This is a genomic window from Campylobacter lari subsp. concheus (assembly GCF_008245025.1).
Lineage (GTDB): Bacteria > Campylobacterota > Campylobacteria > Campylobacterales > Campylobacteraceae > Campylobacter_D > Campylobacter_D concheus.
This window is the reverse complement of the sequence record NZ_CP043426.1, coordinates 167,313-184,880: the sequence shown is the minus strand read 5'-3', so window position 1 is coordinate 184,880 and position 17,568 is coordinate 167,313. Positions and strand designations below refer to the sequence as shown.

The 17,568-nt window shown below is 29.7% G+C and carries 22 protein-coding genes; 7 read left to right on the top strand and 15 right to left on the bottom strand.

Going from position 1 to position 17,568, the window contains the following annotated elements; translation table 11 throughout:
* Positions 1–33: 33 nt before the first annotated feature.
* Complete coding sequence (locus tag CLCT_RS01065) at positions 34–861, bottom strand: chorismate mutase / prephenate dehydrogenase (RefSeq protein WP_039667944.1); 828 nt, start codon at positions 859–861, stop codon at positions 34–36.
* Positions 862–939: 78 nt separating this feature from the next.
* On the opposite strand from CLCT_RS01065, the gene bamA reads away from it, so the two are divergent.
* The 7 genes from bamA (at position 940) to CLCT_RS01030 (ending at position 7,157) form a co-directional block, all read left to right on the top strand.
* Positions 940–3,156, top strand: coding sequence for an outer membrane protein assembly factor BamA (gene bamA, locus CLCT_RS01060; RefSeq protein WP_149061983.1), 2,217 nt, complete (start codon positions 940–942; stop codon positions 3,154–3,156).
* Positions 3,157–3,206: 50 nt separating this feature from the next.
* Positions 3,207–4,049 (top strand): acetyl-CoA carboxylase, carboxyltransferase subunit beta, encoded by an 843-nt coding sequence (gene accD, locus CLCT_RS01055; RefSeq protein ID WP_039667942.1) that lies wholly within the window; start codon positions 3,207–3,209, stop codon positions 4,047–4,049.
* A 2-nt stretch (positions 4,050–4,051) separates the two neighbouring features.
* On the top strand, positions 4,052–4,507 hold the full coding sequence (locus CLCT_RS01050) for a 23S rRNA (pseudouridine(1915)-N(3))-methyltransferase RlmH (RefSeq protein WP_039667941.1): 456 nt from the start codon (positions 4,052–4,054) through the stop codon (positions 4,505–4,507).
* A gap of 8 nt (positions 4,508–4,515) precedes the next feature.
* Complete coding sequence (gene dksA / locus CLCT_RS01045; RefSeq protein WP_039667940.1) at positions 4,516–4,872, top strand: RNA polymerase-binding protein DksA; 357 nt, start codon at positions 4,516–4,518, stop codon at positions 4,870–4,872.
* Complete coding sequence (locus CLCT_RS01040; RefSeq protein WP_039667939.1) at positions 4,869–5,852, top strand: hypothetical protein; 984 nt, start codon at positions 4,869–4,871, stop codon at positions 5,850–5,852. Before dksA ends, CLCT_RS01040 begins: the two co-directional genes overlap by 4 nt.
* Positions 5,849–6,775, top strand: coding sequence for a tRNA dihydrouridine synthase (locus tag CLCT_RS01035; RefSeq protein WP_039667938.1), 927 nt, complete (start codon positions 5,849–5,851; stop codon positions 6,773–6,775). Before CLCT_RS01040 ends, CLCT_RS01035 begins: the two co-directional genes overlap by 4 nt.
* A gap of 61 nt (positions 6,776–6,836) precedes the next feature.
* Positions 6,837–7,157 (top strand): hypothetical protein, encoded by a 321-nt coding sequence (locus CLCT_RS01030; protein ID WP_070256278.1) that lies wholly within the window; start codon positions 6,837–6,839, stop codon positions 7,155–7,157.
* On the opposite strand, the gene recO is transcribed toward CLCT_RS01030, so the two are convergent.
* From recO to atpD, 14 genes are all read right to left on the bottom strand, one after another.
* Positions 7,141–7,755: a recombination protein RecO gene (gene recO, locus CLCT_RS01025; protein WP_039667936.1), complete on the bottom strand. Its 615-nt coding sequence runs from the start codon at positions 7,753–7,755 to the stop codon at positions 7,141–7,143. The genes CLCT_RS01030 and recO overlap by 17 nt on opposite strands.
* A 1-nt stretch (position 7,756) precedes the next feature.
* On the bottom strand, positions 7,757–8,269 hold the full coding sequence (locus tag CLCT_RS01020) for a cysteine hydrolase family protein (RefSeq protein WP_039667935.1): 513 nt from the start codon (positions 8,267–8,269) through the stop codon (positions 7,757–7,759).
* Positions 8,262–9,023: a PP-loop family protein gene (locus tag CLCT_RS01015; RefSeq protein WP_039667934.1), complete on the bottom strand. Its 762-nt coding sequence runs from the start codon at positions 9,021–9,023 to the stop codon at positions 8,262–8,264. The genes CLCT_RS01020 and CLCT_RS01015 overlap by 8 nt, the downstream gene beginning before the upstream one ends.
* Positions 9,020–9,706, bottom strand: coding sequence for a 5'-methylthioadenosine / S-adenosylhomocysteine nucleosidase / 6-amino-6-deoxyfutalosine hydrolase (locus tag CLCT_RS01010; protein ID WP_039667933.1), 687 nt, complete (start codon positions 9,704–9,706; stop codon positions 9,020–9,022). Before CLCT_RS01010 ends, CLCT_RS01015 begins: the two co-directional genes overlap by 4 nt.
* Positions 9,703–10,623 (bottom strand): ACP S-malonyltransferase, encoded by a 921-nt coding sequence (gene fabD, locus CLCT_RS01005; RefSeq protein WP_149061982.1) that lies wholly within the window; start codon positions 10,621–10,623, stop codon positions 9,703–9,705. Before fabD ends, CLCT_RS01010 begins: the two co-directional genes overlap by 4 nt.
* Positions 10,623–11,207 (bottom strand): FKBP-type peptidyl-prolyl cis-trans isomerase, encoded by a 585-nt coding sequence (locus CLCT_RS01000; RefSeq protein ID WP_149061981.1) that lies wholly within the window; start codon positions 11,205–11,207, stop codon positions 10,623–10,625. The genes fabD and CLCT_RS01000 overlap by 1 nt, the downstream gene beginning before the upstream one ends.
* A gap of 13 nt (positions 11,208–11,220) precedes the next feature.
* Positions 11,221–12,210 (bottom strand): Tol-Pal system protein YbgF, encoded by a 990-nt coding sequence (locus tag CLCT_RS00995; protein ID WP_039667930.1) that lies wholly within the window; start codon positions 12,208–12,210, stop codon positions 11,221–11,223.
* A gap of 11 nt (positions 12,211–12,221) precedes the next feature.
* The gene (pal, locus tag CLCT_RS00990) at positions 12,222–12,707 is read right to left on the bottom strand and encodes a peptidoglycan-associated lipoprotein Pal (protein WP_039667929.1); all 486 of its coding nucleotides are present in this window, start codon (positions 12,705–12,707) and stop codon (positions 12,222–12,224) included.
* A gap of 68 nt (positions 12,708–12,775) precedes the next feature.
* The gene (gene tolB / locus CLCT_RS00985) at positions 12,776–13,975 is read right to left on the bottom strand and encodes a Tol-Pal system protein TolB (RefSeq protein ID WP_039667928.1); all 1,200 of its coding nucleotides are present in this window, start codon (positions 13,973–13,975) and stop codon (positions 12,776–12,778) included.
* On the bottom strand, positions 13,972–14,751 hold the full coding sequence (locus CLCT_RS00980) for a Tol-Pal system subunit TolA (RefSeq protein WP_039667927.1): 780 nt from the start codon (positions 14,749–14,751) through the stop codon (positions 13,972–13,974). Before CLCT_RS00980 ends, tolB begins: the two co-directional genes overlap by 4 nt.
* Before the next feature lie 3 nt (positions 14,752–14,754).
* On the bottom strand, positions 14,755–15,141 hold the full coding sequence (locus CLCT_RS00975) for an ExbD/TolR family protein (protein ID WP_012660945.1): 387 nt from the start codon (positions 15,139–15,141) through the stop codon (positions 14,755–14,757).
* 3 nt (positions 15,142–15,144) lie between these two features.
* Complete coding sequence (locus CLCT_RS00970; protein WP_039667926.1) at positions 15,145–15,705, bottom strand: MotA/TolQ/ExbB proton channel family protein; 561 nt, start codon at positions 15,703–15,705, stop codon at positions 15,145–15,147.
* Positions 15,705–16,097, bottom strand: a complete 393-nt coding sequence (atpC, locus tag CLCT_RS00965; protein ID WP_012660943.1) for an ATP synthase F1 subunit epsilon — start codon at positions 16,095–16,097, stop codon at positions 15,705–15,707. Before atpC ends, CLCT_RS00970 begins: the two co-directional genes overlap by 1 nt.
* Positions 16,098–16,100: 3 nt before the next feature.
* Positions 16,101–17,555, bottom strand: coding sequence for a F0F1 ATP synthase subunit beta (gene atpD, locus CLCT_RS00960; RefSeq protein WP_039667925.1), 1,455 nt, complete (start codon positions 17,553–17,555; stop codon positions 16,101–16,103).
* Between the last annotated feature and the right edge of the window lie 13 nt (positions 17,556–17,568).

Sequence of the window (17,568 nt, the reverse complement as noted above, 5' to 3'; positions counted from 1 at the left end):
CTTTAGCAAATTAAGAGTAAATTATAAAAAATTTTATAGAATTTCTCTTAATTTATTTGCACTTTTAATCCAAGTTTCAAGCTCATTTATGTCACACTTTTCTATCATTTTTTTACATTCTTGTAATTCTTTTTGAAATAAATCAATAGAATTTAATAAATTTTGTTTGTTTTGTTCAAAAATACCACTCCACATTTGGGGATTTGACTTAGCAATCCTGCACATATCTTTAAAAGAAGGGCCTCCTAAGTGAGCTATATTTTTTTTATTTTCTTCTTTCATCACAAAATTTGCCAAAGAAAAACTAATCACATGCGGTAAGTGTGAAATGATAGAAGCGTGATGATCATGTGAAATACTATCCATAAATACAAGCTTCATTCCTAAATCTGAAAAAATTTCTATAGCCCTTTTTTGATGAATATGATCAGCATTTTGCACATCACACAAAACACAAACTGCATTTTTATATAAATCTTTTATAGCTGCATTTGGACCACTATTTTCAGTTCCTGCCATAGGATGAGCTGCGATAAATTGACTTTTCAAATAAGAAGGTAAATTTTTAATAATTTCTTCTTTTGTACTTCCAAGCTCAATGATAGTACAATCTTTAGAAATGCCTTGAAATTCTTTTAAGATTTTTACAATAGCTCTTACGGGAATAGCTAAAAAAATCACATCACATTTTTTTAACTCTTCAAATGAAACAATTTTATCTATTAATTTTCGCCCTAGTGCAATTTGCTCAAATTCTTTGTTTATATCATATCCGCAAACTAAATCTATCAATTTATTCTCTCTTAAGCTAAGACCCAAAGATCCACCTATTAAACCAAGTCCGATTATACCTACTTTCATAAATTTTCCTTAAAAAGCATTAGTTAAAAATATTTTGGTATTATAACGATTTTGTATATAAAAATTTAGGTAGATTTGATGAAAAAATGGTTTGTTTTCTTTGCACTCTCAAGTTCTTTATGTGCAGCTACAATTAAAGATATAAAATTTGAAGGCTTATCGCAACTTTCTAAAGAAAGTGCTATTGCGATTTCTAAATTAAAAATAGGACAAAAAATTGATCCTGCTAGTATAGATACAGCGATTAAAAATCTCTTTGATAGAAATTATTTTAAAGACATAGTAGTAGAAGAAAAAAACAGAGTGCTAATTTTTAAAGTAGTAGAAAAACCTTCCATCGGAAAAATAGATATTCAAGGTATAGCAAGTAACGATAGAAAACAAATAGAAAGCCTTGTTGGCTTAAAACCTGGAATTTTATATGATGAAAATTCAGCTAAAGAAGCTGCTGAAAAAATCAAACTTTTTTATCAAGCCAAAGGTTTTTATGATACTGTTGTAGAAATCAAAGATGAAAAATTAAGCAATTCAAGTTCATTAAAACTTACCTTTGTTGTAAATCGTGGGGAAAATATCATCATAGAAAAAGTGCATTTAAGTGGTGCAAAAAATTTAAGTTATTCAGATATTGAGCCTGCAGTAGCAAATAAACAAAGAGAAGCCCTAGGCTGGATGTGGGGCTTTAATGATGGCAAGCTTAAAATCTTTGATTTAGCAAATGATAGCTCAAGAATTTCAGATGTATATTTAAAAGAAGGTTATCTTGATGTAAGCGTATCTCCTGCTTTTTTAAATACCTACACAGATACCTATCAAGCTGATTTGACTTATTTTATCAATGAAGGCGAAGTTTATAAAGTTAAAGGAATTAAAATTTTCAATCCAATTTTTAGTGATGAAGAAAATGAAGCTTTGGCAAATGATTTAAAATTAAGTGTTGGAAAAATAGTTAATATAGAAAAACTAAGAGAAGATATAAAGACTATAGAAACTAAAACAGCTGATTTGGGCTATGCTTTTGTACAAGTTATACCTGATATACAAAAAGATAAAGAAAATCATGAAGCTATGATTATTTTTAAAGTCATACCTAATGAAAAAGTATATGTTAGAAATGTTGAAATTTCAGGCAATACCAAAACAGTTGATAGAGTTATTCGTAGAGAGCTTTACCTAACTGAAGGCAATCTTTATAATAGAACTGATTTAATAGACTCAAGAAATGCCTTAAGAAGAACTGCATATTTTGAAAATGTAGATATTAAAGAACAAAGAGTAGATGATACACATATTGATTTGATAGTAGAAGTCAAGGAAGCTTCAACTGGAGCCATTTCGGGTGGTATTGGCTATGGAACTAGTGATGGAATTTTACTTAGTGCTTCATTATCTGATGCAAATATCTTAGGCTCTGGTATGAAAGGAAGTGTAAGTATAGATAAAGGCGATGATACACTTTCTGGTAGAGTATCTTTAAGAAATCCTAGAGTAAATGATAGTGATTATTCTCTTGGAGGATCATTATATTCAGACCGTTTAGAATGGGATAGTTATGATGAGAGAAACTATGGTTTTGACATAAGCGTTGGTAAAACTTTAGGAAGATATACAAGCATAGATTTAACTTATAATCTTGAACAAAGCGATATTTATCATTTAAGTGATCGCTTAATCGCTCAAGGATATAAACTTGGTAAAACCTATAAAAGTTCTATCACGCCTTCGATAGTGTTTAACAATACAGATGATTATTATTTACCAAGATCAGGTTTTATCGCCTCAACTTCGCTTGAATATGCAGGCTTAGGTGGGGATCAAGAATTTATAAGCTCTACCACTAAATTTAATTATTATCAAGGCTTGGAAGAATTTATAGGTTGGGATTTAATTTATCGTTATAAAGCAAGTTTTTATAAGGTATGGGATCAAGGCTATTTACCTATCAATGAAAAATTATATCTTGGTGGTATAGGAACCATTAGAGGTTTTGATAGAAGAAGTGTGAGTCCTAAAAATGAATGGGGTGATGAAACAGGTGGTACAGTAGCTTTTGCAAATTCTGTAGAACTTAGTTTTCCGCTTTTTGATAGAATCAAACTTAGAGGTAGTGTATTTTTCGACTATGGTGCTATAGGAGAGAGTTCTTTAAGTCAAATTCAAAGATGGAGTACAGGCATTGGCTTTGAATGGTTAACCCCACTAGGTGCTTTAAATTTAGTTTTTGCTAAACCATTTAATACTAGCTCAAAAGATGATTTGAGTAAATTTGAATTTATGTTGGGTGCAAGATTTTAAAAGTAATAAAATCTTGCTATAATTTTGAAATTTTATTTTAGGTAGAGATAATGAATTTTTTAGATATTTTTTCTAGTATAAGACGCAAGCAAGCCACTCCAAACGAAGCTCCAAATCACTGGGTAAAATGTAATTCTTGTCATGCGTTAATGTATTATAAAGAAATAGAAACTTGTTATAATGTTTGTCCTAAATGTAATTTTCACATGAGATTAAACCCTCTAAAACGCATTGAATTACTCAGTGATGAAGACTCTTTTGTGGAAATGGATAAAGACTTACATGCAATCGATCCACTTAAATTTGTAGATAGCAAATCATACAAAAAAAGATTAGCAGAAAATGAAGAAAAAACAGGTAGAAAAAGTGCCATAATAAGTGGAGAATGCACCATAGATGGAATAAAAACTCAATTAGTTGTTTTTGATTTTTCTTTCATGGGTGGAAGCTTAGGCTCAGTAGAAGGTGAAAAAATTCTTAGAGCTATTGAAAGAGCTATTGAGAAAAAAACCCCTGTTGTTATAGTGAGTGCAAGTGGTGGAGCTAGAATGCAAGAAAGTACTTATTCTTTAATGCAAATGAGCAAAACAAGTGCAGCGTTAAAACTATTAGCAGAAGAAAAACTTCCTTATATTTCAGTCTTAACTGATCCAACTATGGGTGGAGTAAGCGCGTCTTTTGCTTGGCTTGGAGATATCATCATGGCCGAACCTGGTGCTTTAGTAGGCTTTGCAGGAGCTAGGGTAATCAAACAAACCATAGGAGCTGATTTACCAGAAGGCTTTCAGAAGGCTGAATTTTTACTTGAACATGGATTGATCGATGCAATTGTAGAAAGAAGTGAACATAAAAAATTTATAGCAGACTTTTTAAGATTTTTTTCTAAAAACTAAAAATGCAAATTAATCTTTTAAGCATTCAAAAAAATAATAATGATGAATTTAGCAAGATAGATGAGTATTATACCAAGCTCATTAAAAAATTTTGTAGTTTTAATGATATATGTGTTTTTAATAACAAAATTAATCAAGCACAAAATACTAATCCTATAGAAGCAAAAAAATCTTATACAAATGCACTAAATCCTTACAAAAAAGGTTTTTGCATAGCATTAGACGAAAAGGGTAAAGAATTTACAAGCGTAGAATTTGCAAAATTATTGCAAGATAAAAATGAAATTTCATTTTTTATAGGCGGTGCTTATGGATTTGAGCAAGAATTTATCGCACAAATGCATACAAGCATAGCTCTTAGTAAAATGACCTTGGTACATAAATTTGCTAAAACTATGCTTTTAGAGCAAATTTATCGCGCATTTTGCATTAATACAAATCACCCATATCACAAATAGGAGCGTTTATGCAAGAATTAAATCTTGAAGAATTTAAAAATATATTACTTCAAAGACAAAAAGAAATTTTACAAGAACTTCAAGGTAATATAGACAATATCCATAATCTACAAGATAGTGAACCTAGAGATGAAGTTGATTTACAGCAAATTGACAATAGCTCTCATATCGACTTTAAAATCAATGAAAATTTAAAAGCCGAACTAGAAGAAATTAAACATTCATTAAGCAAAATAGATAACAATACTTATGGTATTTGTGAGTATTGTGAAGATGATATTCATCCTGAAAGACTTAGAGTTAAACCTCATGCAAAATATTGCATAAATTGTCGTGAAAATTTAGAAAAAAGGAAAGAGCTATGAAAATTAGATTATTTTTCTTTGCAAGTTTAGTTTATCTTCTAATCATCGCAGCCTTAGTTTACAATCTAAATTTAGGAAATTATACTTTTGCAATTTCTACTTTTGAATTAAATTTGCCTATTAGTTTATGGGTTGTTTTACCTGCTTTATTTTTAATGATATTAGCTTTAGCACATATGAGTTTTTATGGCTTTTTAAAACATTTACAATATAAAAATCTAATTAAAGATAGTAAAAATTATGAAAATTTTATTATTGATATTTTTTTAAAAAAAATGAGTAAGGTTAAATTTAAAACTCAAGAATTTCAAAACATAGCAAAAGATACGCAAGCTCTTTGTTTTAAAGAAAAAATTCAAAATCCTAAAATAGATGAAATTATTGATATTTTTGAACACTTAGAAAAAAAAGAATTTGTAGAATTAAAAAAATACAAATTAGATTCAAATAATGAAATTTTTATTTTAAATGAAAAAAATCGCTTTCAAAATGATAGTAATTATGCTTTTTCTTTTATCAAAAATAAAGATACCTTAGCTAATGAGCTAGAAATTTTTGCTTATAAAATGGTATTAAAAAATGCACCTTATAGTCAGATTAAAACACTAAAAGCTCAAAAAAATCAAGATGATATTTTATTACTTTTGGATAGATTTGAAAAAGAAAACTTAGAATTAAATCACGTTGAAATCGAAGTTTTACTTAGCATGAATACTTTAGATGATAAATCATATTTACACTGTGCTAAAATACTTTGTAAAAAAATAAAACCTCAAGTATTAATTGCTTTATTTAAAAAGTTAAAAGATAGTTATTCTCAAGCTTTGAGAGCTTATCTTTATACTTTAGCAGAATTTGGCATGTATGATGAATTGCTTAATGAATTAGGAAATGATCAAAATGAACATAAAGACTTTAGACTCTTGCTCTTTTTAAGAGAACATAATAAAAAAATAGAACTTGAAAAATTGATACAATGATAGATTTTAGCAAAAAGCCTTTATTTTTAGCTCCTATGGCAGGTTTTTCAGACTTACCTTTGAGAAATTTAGTTAAACAATTTGGGGCTGATGTAACCATTAGTGAAATGATAAGTTCTAATGCCTTGGTATATGAGAGCTCAAAAACTCTTAAAATGCTAGAAAAAGCTGAACTTGAAAATCCTTACATAGTTCAAATTGCAGGCTCAGATGAAAGCGTAATTCAAAAAGCAGTAGAAATTTTAAATCGTTTTGATTTTATAGATGGAATTGATTTTAATTGTGGTTGCCCTGTAAATAAGGTTATAAAACAATGTGCAGGTAGTGCTCTTTTACAAGACCTTGATAAATTACAAAGAATTTTAGAACTTATCAAAAAAACAAGTAACAAAAAACTAACTAGTGTCAAAGTAAGATTAGGATTTGATAAAAAAAATCCCATTGCCATCGCTAAAGCATGTGAAAATGCTGGAGTAGATTTTATCAGTATGCATGGTCGTACTAGAAAACAAATGTATAGTGGAAATGCTGATTATGAAGCCATAGCTTTAGCTAAAGAAAATATCAAAATTCCTTTAGTAGCAAATGGCGATATTAGTGAAGATAATGCCAAAGAGGTATTTAAAATAACAAATTGTGATGCTTTGATGATAGGGCGCGCAAGCATAGGAAAACCTTGGATATTTTATGAGATAAAAATTGGTAAAAAAATCGAAAAGGCTATGAAAAATAAAATCATTTTTGCACATTTTGAAGAAATGCTAAAGCATTACAAAGAACAAGGTATAAGCATCTTTAGAAAACACTTGCATGAATATTCTAAGGGCTATGACGATGCTTCTAATTTTAGAGATTGTGTTAATCGCATTAATGATGCAGAAATTATGCGAAAATATATTCAAGAATTTTTTAATAAGGAATGATTTTTGCTTGTAAATTATCAAGCAATATGAATGAAGAGATACCATAAAACAAGGAAGGTTCATGGCAGCTCATATCAATTCAAAAGGGATTTACAAAGCATTAGGCGGCATTAGAACAAGTGCGAATAATTTAGCAGCACATGCTTCAAAGCTTAACAATCAAAGTTTAAATTTCGAGCAAGTTTTACAACAAACCCAACCAAAATGTATAAAAACTTGTTTACAAAACTCTCAAAAAGAACTTGAAAATTTGCTTGAAAATATTAAAAATAGCCAAGATACTATCACAAAAAATATACACAAAGATAGTGCAAATATCATTGCAAGACTAAGACAAGAAGTCATTATGATGTATGATATTACCCTTAAAAACCCTCTTTGATAATTTTATATAAATTATCAATATATTCATCGCTAAAATGCGATGAATTAAAACTCCTATATAATTTTATAAGATCTTTAGTATTAAATTCATAACCAAAAGCACATTTTTTATGAGCGGGCAAAAAAGCTCTTACTAGTACAACATTTTTTTGAATATGCTCATCACAATAAAAACATACAAAACTTTTATGCAAACGTCCTTCAAAATCTAAAATTTTTAAATAAGCATCCACTATAACACGTTTGCAATCTTGCTTTTCAAAACGCTTAGCACAGTCTTCTAAAAGTTCAAAGTAAAAGCTATCAATTTCTTCAACATCTTTTAAATGCAAATAAAAAAGTCTAATAAATTCCTGCCAAAAAAACATTCTCTCTCTATCTAAAATCCAAGAAAAACCAATATGCAAAACATCTTTTAAACGTGGTAAAAATCTCGAACTTTCTTCAAGCTCAAAATCAATCTTATACCCACTTAGTATATTAGAATGACGCATGCCATAAAATCTATAACTTTTAATAACTTTTTTAGTGCTTAAAAGATAGACAATCAAATCCTCATCTTTTACACTCTGAGTGTGTAAAATATACCCTTGCATTTTATAAAAGTTCTATGCCATAAGCTTGCAAAATTTCATATGCACTATTTTCCAAAAACTTACTAAAACTCGCTGTTGCATTTTTATGTAATATAATTTTTGAGTTGATGCTAGCACTTTGAGCTAAAATAATATTGCTAAATACACAAATATGTGAAACAAGACCACAAAATTCTATGTTTTCATAATAATTTTGTTTTAAAAAATTGGCTAATTCTAAGCTACCAAAAGCATTCTTATAAAATATTTTTTTTGCATTTTTTAAATACACATCAAAATCACCTGGCATTTGCCAACCTAAAGTATCTCTAATACAATGATAAATAGGTAAATTTTTTCCTTCTTGAGTTTTTAAATAATTTTCATCATGCGTATCAAAAGTAAAAACAATATCACCTTGATGATTTTTTAAAAGAGCAAGAATATTATCTTTTATCTTGGTAGCTTCTTCAAAACCCAAGCTACCATCGATAAAGTCATTTTGATAATCAACAACAACTAAAAGATTAGCCATTATCCTTGACCATAAAAAAACTATCCGTGTGGATATTTTCAAATGCAGTTTTTAAACTTGTAAACAATTTTGGATTTTCTTTTTCTAAATTTGCTAAAAGCTGCTTAGCTTCTTCTCTTGCATGAGGAAATTTAACATTTTTCTCACTTAACTTCATGCCAGGACAAAATTCATTACCAATTACTTCTAATTCATTATTAATAGCATTTTCTCTTAATTGTCTTTCTCTTACAAAAATCAAAGGACGAATAACCTCTACGCCTCTTTTGCTTTTATACTTGGGAGCTAAACTCCTAAGAGAGCCATTATAAATAAAATTCATAAAAAAACTCTCTACCGCATCATCTAAATGATGAGCTATAGCTAATTTATTAAAACCATTTTCCAAAGCATAAGTATATAAAGCACCGCGCCTCATTCTTGAAAAATAGCTACAAAAACTTGAATTTTTTCTAATCGTATCACCTGAAATTTCATAAATATTAGAATCAATCACTTCATGATCAATACCATGCTCTTTGCAGTGATTATGAAGCTTGGTATAATCTTCACCCATGCCATAACTTAAAGTTACTGCCTTAAGTTCAAATTTAAAAGGTGCATGTGCTTGCATACGCTTTAAAAGATGTGCTAAAGCTAGAGAGTCTTTCCCACCACTAAGCCCTAATAAAACTTTATCATTGTCTCCTATTAAGGAAAATTTAGCATTAGCTTTAGCTACTTCTTTGATTAATTTTTTACTAAGATTTATCATAATTTCTCACAAATTTTTAAGACAAAATTAGCTGAAATTTTAGCTGATTTTTCTACAAACTCATCAAAGTCAAATTCAGCTTTCTCACCTGCTTTATCGCTCATTGATCTTAAAATCAAACATGGAATTTTTAAAGCATCACATACCAAAGCTACACTAGCTCCTTCCATTTCACAAGCATCTGCATTAAAAATTTCTCTAATTTTTGCTTTTTTATTCTCATCACAAATAAACTCATCGCCTGTAGCGATAATACCTGATTGTAATTTAACACCAAGTTCTTTAGCAACTTCTATGGCAAGATTATTAAGCTTATCATCTGTTTTTATAAAAATTTCATTACCAGGAACATAGCCAAGCGGATGTCCAAAAGCTGTGATATCCAAATCGTATTGAGCTAATTTTGTTGCATAGATTAAATCTCCTATCTCCAAACTAGGATTAAAAGCACCAGCTACACCTGTAAAGAGTAAAAGTTCGGCTTTAAATTTTTCTATCATAATAGTCGCACTAAGAGTGGAATTTACTTTCCCTATCTTAGAATAAGCGATGATTAATTCATGATTTTTATATTTTGCAAGATAATATGTATTATTTGCATATTCAATTGTTTGATACTCTTTTAATGTTTCGAGTAAAGGAGTAACCTCTTCAGGCATAGCTCCTAAAATAGCTATCTTCATTTAACTACCTTTAAAATTTCATCAATGTCTTCTATTTTACTTAAAGTATAAGTTTCTTTTTGAGTAATTTTTTTATTTAAGCCCTTTAATACACTTGCACCGAATTCTATATAAAATTCTACTTCTTCATCTATTGCCTTAATGCTTTGTTTATAAAGAACAGGCTTGATGAGTTGCTCGCTTAAAAGCGTTAGAGCTTGATTTTTATCATTATACACTTTTGCATTAACATTTGACACTACGCTTTTAAAGCTCTCTTTTAAAATAGGTTCTAATTCTTTTGTAAGTTTTAAAGATGCATTTTTTAATAATGGACAATGACTTGCAACGCTCATATTTAAAAGCATAGCTCTTTTAGCTCCTGCATTTTTAAACTCACTCTCATACGAGGCCAAATCAGGCTTTAAACCTGCTACTACAATTTGTCCATCACAATTATAATTAGCCGCAAAAATATTTTTTTTCTCACTTAATGCTTTTTGACAAAGTTCTTCTACCACTTTATCTTCAAGCCCTAAAATCACCATCATACCAGCTTCTATTTTAGAGCAATCTTCTTGCATGAATTGACCGCGTTTATTAACAAGCGCTATAACATCTAAAAAACTAAATGCATCTTGAGTTGCTAAAGCACTAAATTCTCCTAGCGAATGACCTAAGCTGTACTTAGCTTCTATCTCAACTTGCTCTTTTAAAACTTCATAGGCCATTAGCGAGTTTAGCACTATAGCCATTTGTGTAAATTCACTTTTATTTAAATTTTCATTTTCCTTAAAAAGCAAATTTTTAAAATCAATTTTACAAAAATCACTAGCATTATCTAATAATTCTTTTGCTTTTTTAGAATTATCATAAAAACTCAAACCCATGCCAACACTTTGAGAGCCTTGACCTGGGAAAATAAATGCGCTATTCATTAATGACCACCGCAGCAACTGCCGCCGCCATGCCCGTGGCCGCCACAACATCCGCCGCCGCCATGCCCGTGATGATGATCGTGATGATGTCCTCCACCACCACATCCACAACTTCTACTACCTGCAATAATTCCTGTTAAAATTTCATCTTCACTTGCAGCTCTAACATCTACAATATTTAATGAAAACAACAAGTCTTTTCCTGCATAAGCATGATTGTAATCAATAGTAACTTCATTTTCAGTAATTTCTCTAACAATTACTCTTACTGTATTGCCATCTTCACCTTCGCCAAAAAGCTCCATACCAACTTGTAAATCAATCCCCGCAAACTGCTCTTTTGGTAAAGTTTGTAATGCACTTGCATCATATTCACCCAAAGCATTTTCTTTTTTTATCACAATATCAGCATTACAAGGAGCGTTAAGCTTTTGAATTTCTTCTTCTAATCCTTCTAAAATTTGACCCTTACCTAAAATAAAAGAAATAGGTTCAGCATAAATATTTGATTCTAAAACTTCATTAGTATTTGCATCTTTTAATTCATAAAACATTGAAACTACACTATTTTTTTCTATAGCCATTTTATCTCCTTTGTTATTTTCTATCTGGTGAAACTTTTGCTTCAGGACTATCAGGATAAGCCGTCTTTAAAGCTTTATAAAATTTATTTGCACTTTTTGGATCCCCAACCTTATCTAAACTAATAGCTGTATGATAAAGTAATTTTGGCACATAATCACCTTTAGTGCTTATAGCAGAACTTTTCTTATAAAACCCCAAAGCACCTGCGTAATCTTGCTGCTTATATCTTATTTCTCCAAGCCAAAAAGTAGATCTAGCAGGTTTGTAGTGAATACTTATTAGATGTTCAAATTTTTCTTTTGCATCTTCAAATTGATTTTTATTGGTTTCTTCTATCGCTTTTTTCAAAATTTCACTAGATTGCAATTTTTTCCAACTATCATCTTTTGCTTCAATCAATTTATCTTGAGTTTCATTTACATCTTGAATGATTTCTTCGGTTTTATTATCATCACTTACAACAGGAACAACTGGAGTAATTTTTGTTTGATTTTGCACTCTAGCTATTTCCGATTGAAAGAAGGTTATGGTTTTATTCATATCTTCTTTTGAAATATAATCATCATTAATTTTATTAATCAAAGTTGTAATTTCGCTTAAAACTTTTTGGATTTCTTGATGATTTTTTTCTTGAATTTGCCTATTTTCCTCCACATAAGCTCTTAAATTTTGAATTTCTTGAGTTATATTTGCATCAAAATTTTGATAAGTTTCTTCCAATGAAAGCAATTTTGTGTTAGCTTTTGAATACTGAGCATTCAAACCCTCTGTTACACTTTGCAATCCTTCTATATTCTCTACTGCTGTATTTATTTTACTTGTTAAATTTGTATAATATTCATTCAATGCCCTTAGGCGTTCTTGATTTTCATATTGTAATTTTTCATTTTGAGTTAAACCGTAAGGTGTTTTTGTATCTACTTTTCCTGCATCAAATGCTGAAATTTCAGCGTGTAAAAAAGTAGCTCCCAAAAGAGCTACTGATAATAATTTTAATTTCATTTATTTAAAACTTATTTTGATAATTTAAATTCTGCACGGCGATTTTGAGCATCGCAAGCTTTTGTTCTTTCGGTACATACAGGATTAGTTTCTCCATAGCTTTTAACACTAATTCTATCTGCGCTAACACCTTGAGCTACTAAAGATTCTTTTACTGCTTTAGCTCTTTTTAAACCTAAAGCTTGATTATACTCATCAGTTCCCCACTCATCGCAGTTTCCTTCAACTACTATTGCAGTATTGGCAGCTTCTTTATTAAAGATTTCAGCATTATTTGCAATAACTTTTTGCATATCTGATCTAACATTAAATTTATCAAAATCAAAATATACATTTGCTACAGAATTTAAAGATTCAAGATTTTCAAATCTATCAGATCCGCCGCTACCTTTTGAACCATCTACACTACTTGAACTACTAACACTAGTGTTTTTAGTAGCACAACCACTTACAATAACAGCAAAAGCAGTAATTGAAGCAAAAATGATTTTTTTCATTGATTTCCCCTTTTGTTTATTTAAAAATCATAATTTAATTATAACAAAAAAAATATGATTTTAGTATTTTACCAATCAATTGATTGAATTTTACCCACTTTTAAGCCATAATGAAAAGCTTTATTTGCATTAATTCGAATAACACCTAAAGCACTTTGAGAGCCTAAGTACTTAATAAACACAACACTTTCTCCATCACTTGAAAATCTTGGAAAAAGATTTTTACCATTTGCGGTGAGTTGTCTTATGTAATCACTTTGGGTTGACATCAAATAAAGATTAAAAACTCCGCTTTGTTTTACTTCTCTACTAGAATAAACCATATAGTGTTTATAGGTAGAAACCGAAGAATTATTTTTACCATGAAAAACAACTTGTTCTGTTAAATTTGAATCTAAATTTTGCATAAAAATATTTGGATAACCCAAGCGATCAGACACAAATACAATTTTTTTATCACCGTCAACAAAATTACCATTTACATCAATACCCATATAGTTTGTAATTTGTATCAGATTTTTTGAATCTACATCATACAAATATACATCAGGTTGGTCTTTTGGAGCCATAGTAAGTAAAATTTTTTTACCATCATCACTCACATCAGAAGCAACCATCATACCTTTGCTAGCAATAATTTTTGTTATATTTTTATTTTTCATATTATATTTATAAAGAGTTGGAATCTCATCTTCATAGGCAGTAAAATAAAATGCATTTTGTTCTTTATTTGCCCATTTAGGAAACAAATTTAAACCTTTTGAAATCAATACTTTTTGGTAAGTTAAAGTATAATCTGCTAATAAAATATCACTTTGCTTACTACCTTGTGTTCTAGCTATTAAAATTTTATGATCCATCCAATCAACCGGAGCAAAACCTAACTTTTTATTCATTTGAGCAACACTTCTATGTGCTAAAAATGGATACTCTTCGATAGAAAGAATTTGTTCATAAAATCTTGTTTTAGTTTCATTTGCAGCTAAAATTTCAACATCAATATCTAAAAGTTTGCCATTTTTATTTAATATATAAGAAAAAATATAATCACCTTGTTTTTCATCTTGAGTTATCTCAAAATTTGAACTTACTTTTATATCGTTAACAAGCATGTTATAAAAACTTTTTTTAAGATCTAAATCATTTAATTTAGACTGGTCTTTAATATAAATTTTTGGCAATTGCATACCTTTATTAACAACAGATATTGTTGCATCTTGTCCAAATAATACTGAACAAAAAAATAAAAATACTAGTATTTTTTTCATTGTTTCTCCGTTTTAAACTCAATTATATCACTAAGTTGCATTTTAATTTTTCTTATTTTACCATTTGGAGGTAAAGTTATGTATTTTCCTTCTAAATTTTGTAAAAATTCTTTTGCTTTTTTGTCAAAATTATCACTATGCGCACTAGTAGTGTTTAACAAGTAAAAATAACCATTATTATCAATTACAAATTCTACTTCTATACTTAAATTACCACTAGGATTGTAAATTCTCCATCGATCTTCAAGGTATTTTCTAACAGCACCTAAGAATTGATCATAAACCCCTACTTTTTGCTCCATGACAGATTGACCTAATTCTTGATTTATTTTTAAATTTTCATTGAGTTGCTTAGAAAAATCATTGATTTTTTCTCTTTGGGCAAAAGTAGGTTTTTTTGAAGGCATAGAAGATTGCACTTTTGTCGTTTTTTCTTCTTGATAGTCTTCTATTTTACCAAACAACTCATTAAAAACACTTGCTTGTTGCTCTATATTTTGGGTGTTAACGCTTTTATTGGTAGTATATTTTTGCAAAAGATTTTCTTCAAATAAACTTTGTAGATTTTCTTTTTGTAATTCTTGTATCATATTTACTTGATTTTGATTTATACTATCCCCAAGTTCTATATTGATAAAACTATTAGGATCATCAGTATATTCAATGGCTTTTGGTTTATATTCAACCAACTTAAAAAATACCAAAAAAACAACAAAAAAATAAACTAAAGTTGCATAAATAAAAGCTTTAAGATTATGTGTAGAATTTTCTTCCATTTTTTACTCAGTTTGCAAAGCAACTTTTTGGAAACCTAAATGTTTCATTGTTCTTAAAACACTCATTACATCATCATATTTTAGATTCTTATCTGCTCTTATAAAAACCGTCTCTTGAGTATTATACTGAACTTTTAAAGCATTCATATTATCTGCAAAACTTATAAAATCAAATTTATCTTTCCCTATAAAAATTTCTTTTTTTGCATTAATTGTTATAATCAAACTTTTAATATTTGGCGCACTTGAAGTTTTTTGTGAACCTTGAGGAAGTTGAACTTTTTCTTCATATGTGATACTTGGAGCTGTTACCATTAAAATAGCAAGTAACACAAGCATAATATCTACTAAAGGTGTAATATTGAGTTCAGGTTTTTCTTCTAAAAACATTAACTATGCCTTTGTAAAGCTTACCAATACTTTGATCTCACTATCTAAGATATTAATCAATTCATAGGCTTTACGTTTAATAATTAAATGAAAGCTATATGCAGGAATTGCTACCAAAATTCCACAACCTGTAGCCACCAAAGCTTCACTGATTTTAGGAGCTATAATACTTAAAGAATTTTGCATCTCTAAGCCACCAAAAGTTTCAAGTATAGAAATAACCGTACCAAAAAGACCTATAAAAGGAGAGGTTGAAGCGATAATGCTAAGCCAAGTTAACCCTACTGTAGCTTTTTTTTCAACAGAATTTTTATAAATATTCATCTTTGTCTCATCAACTTCAACACATTTTTTTAAAATTGATGCACTTTGACTTAAATCTTTTTCGCCTCTCATTAAAGCTTCTAAAGCTTGGCTTTCATTTTGAGTCCATTTATTAATAAGCATCAACCTTGAAAATAATATACTAAAACTAAGTATAAAATACACCGAAAGCCAAGCTAATACTATATAAGTGATTAAGCTTGTATTTTCAAAAAAATGAAAAATTGCTTGTAAATCCACTATTTTTGCCTTACATTATTATCCATTTTAGCAAAAGTAGAAGCAAGTGCAATACTATCACTGCTCATAGATTTAATTAAATCTTTTGCTTCTTCTAATCTTTTTGCTATTTCACTATCACTATTTCCTCCAACCCATACAGCACCTTTTGCCAAAACACTCACTTTAGTTTCAGAAACTTTTGCATGACCTGAATCAATAGCAACTAATTCATGAGTTGAATCTGATTTTTCTATATCTATAATTCCTGCTTTTAAAGAAGAGATTAAAGATGCATGTCCTTTTAAAACACCAAATTCACCTTCACTTCCAGGAAGAACTACCAATCTTGCATCCCCTTGATAAATCATGCCAAGGGGTGTAATGATTTCTAAAGATATTAAATCTTGCATAAATTAACCTTTTTTAGCCTTATCCACTTTACAATTATCTAAACAAACGTCTTTTCTGCTAACTTCTTTAAGTGTTTCAGCTTTTGCTATAGCTTCATCTATATTACCAACCATATAAAAAGCATTTTCTGGTAAATCATCGTATTTACCTTCTAAAATACCTTTAAATCCTGCAATTGTATCTTCTAAGCTGATATATTTTCCAGGGCTGCCTGTGAAAACTTCAGCAACGAAGAATGGTTGAGATAGGAATTTTTCAATTTTTCTTGCTCTTTCAACAATCAATTTATCTTCTTCACTTAACTCATCCATACCCAAAATAGCAATAATATCTTGTAAATCTTTATATTTTTGTAATACTGATTGTACTCCACGTGCTACTTTATAGTGCTCTTCACCAATAATCTGTGGATCAAGCATTCTTGAAGTAGAATCAAGTGGATCAACAGCTGGATAAATACCTTTTTCAGCAATTGATCTATTTAAAACTGTTGTTGCATCTAAGTGCGCAAAAACTGTTGCTGGTGCAGGGTCTGTTAAGTCATCTGCTGGCACATAAACTGCTTGAACTGAAGTAATAGATCCTTTTTTGGTTGAAGTAATTCTTTCTTGGAACTTACCCATTTCACTAGCTAGGGTTGGTTGATAACCAACAGCTGAAGGAATTCTTCCTAAAAGCGCTGACATTTCTGAACCTGATTGAGAAAATCTAAAAATATTATCAATAAACATTAAAACATCAAGTCCCATTTCATCTCTAAAATACTCAGCCATAGTAAGACCTGTTAACGCGATACGATTTCTTGCCCCTGGTGGTTCATTCATTTGACCATAGCACAATGCAACTTTATCCAATACATTACTTTCTTTCATTTCATTATAAAGGTCATTGCCCTCACGAGTTCTTTCACCAACACCTGCAAAAACCGAATATCCGCTGTGTTTAAATGCAACATTGTGAATTAATTCCATGATAATAACGGTTTTGCCAACACCTGCACCACCAAAAAGACCAACTTTACCACCCTTGGCATAAGGAGCTAGCAAATCAACAACCTTTATACCTGTTTCAAAGATTTCACTTTTTGTACTTTGCTCTTCAAATGGAGGTGGATCTCTATGAATTGACCAGTGTTTATCAAAATTGATTTCTTCGCCCTCATCAATCAAATCACCCGTTACATTAAAAATTCTTCCAAGAACTTTTTCGCCTACTGGAACGCTAATTGGATTTCCAGTTGCAACAGCTGTTAAACCTCTAACAAGACCATCTGTCATATCCATAGCGATGGTTCTTACTTTATTATCACCTAAATGTGCAGCTACTTCAAGAACTAGCTTGCATTCTTTTCCTTCTAATTCATAATTAACAATAATAGCTTCATTAATTTGTGGAAGATAGTCTTTAAATTCAACATCAACCACTGGTCCTAAAACTTGAGAAATAAAACCTTGCATCATCACTCCTAAA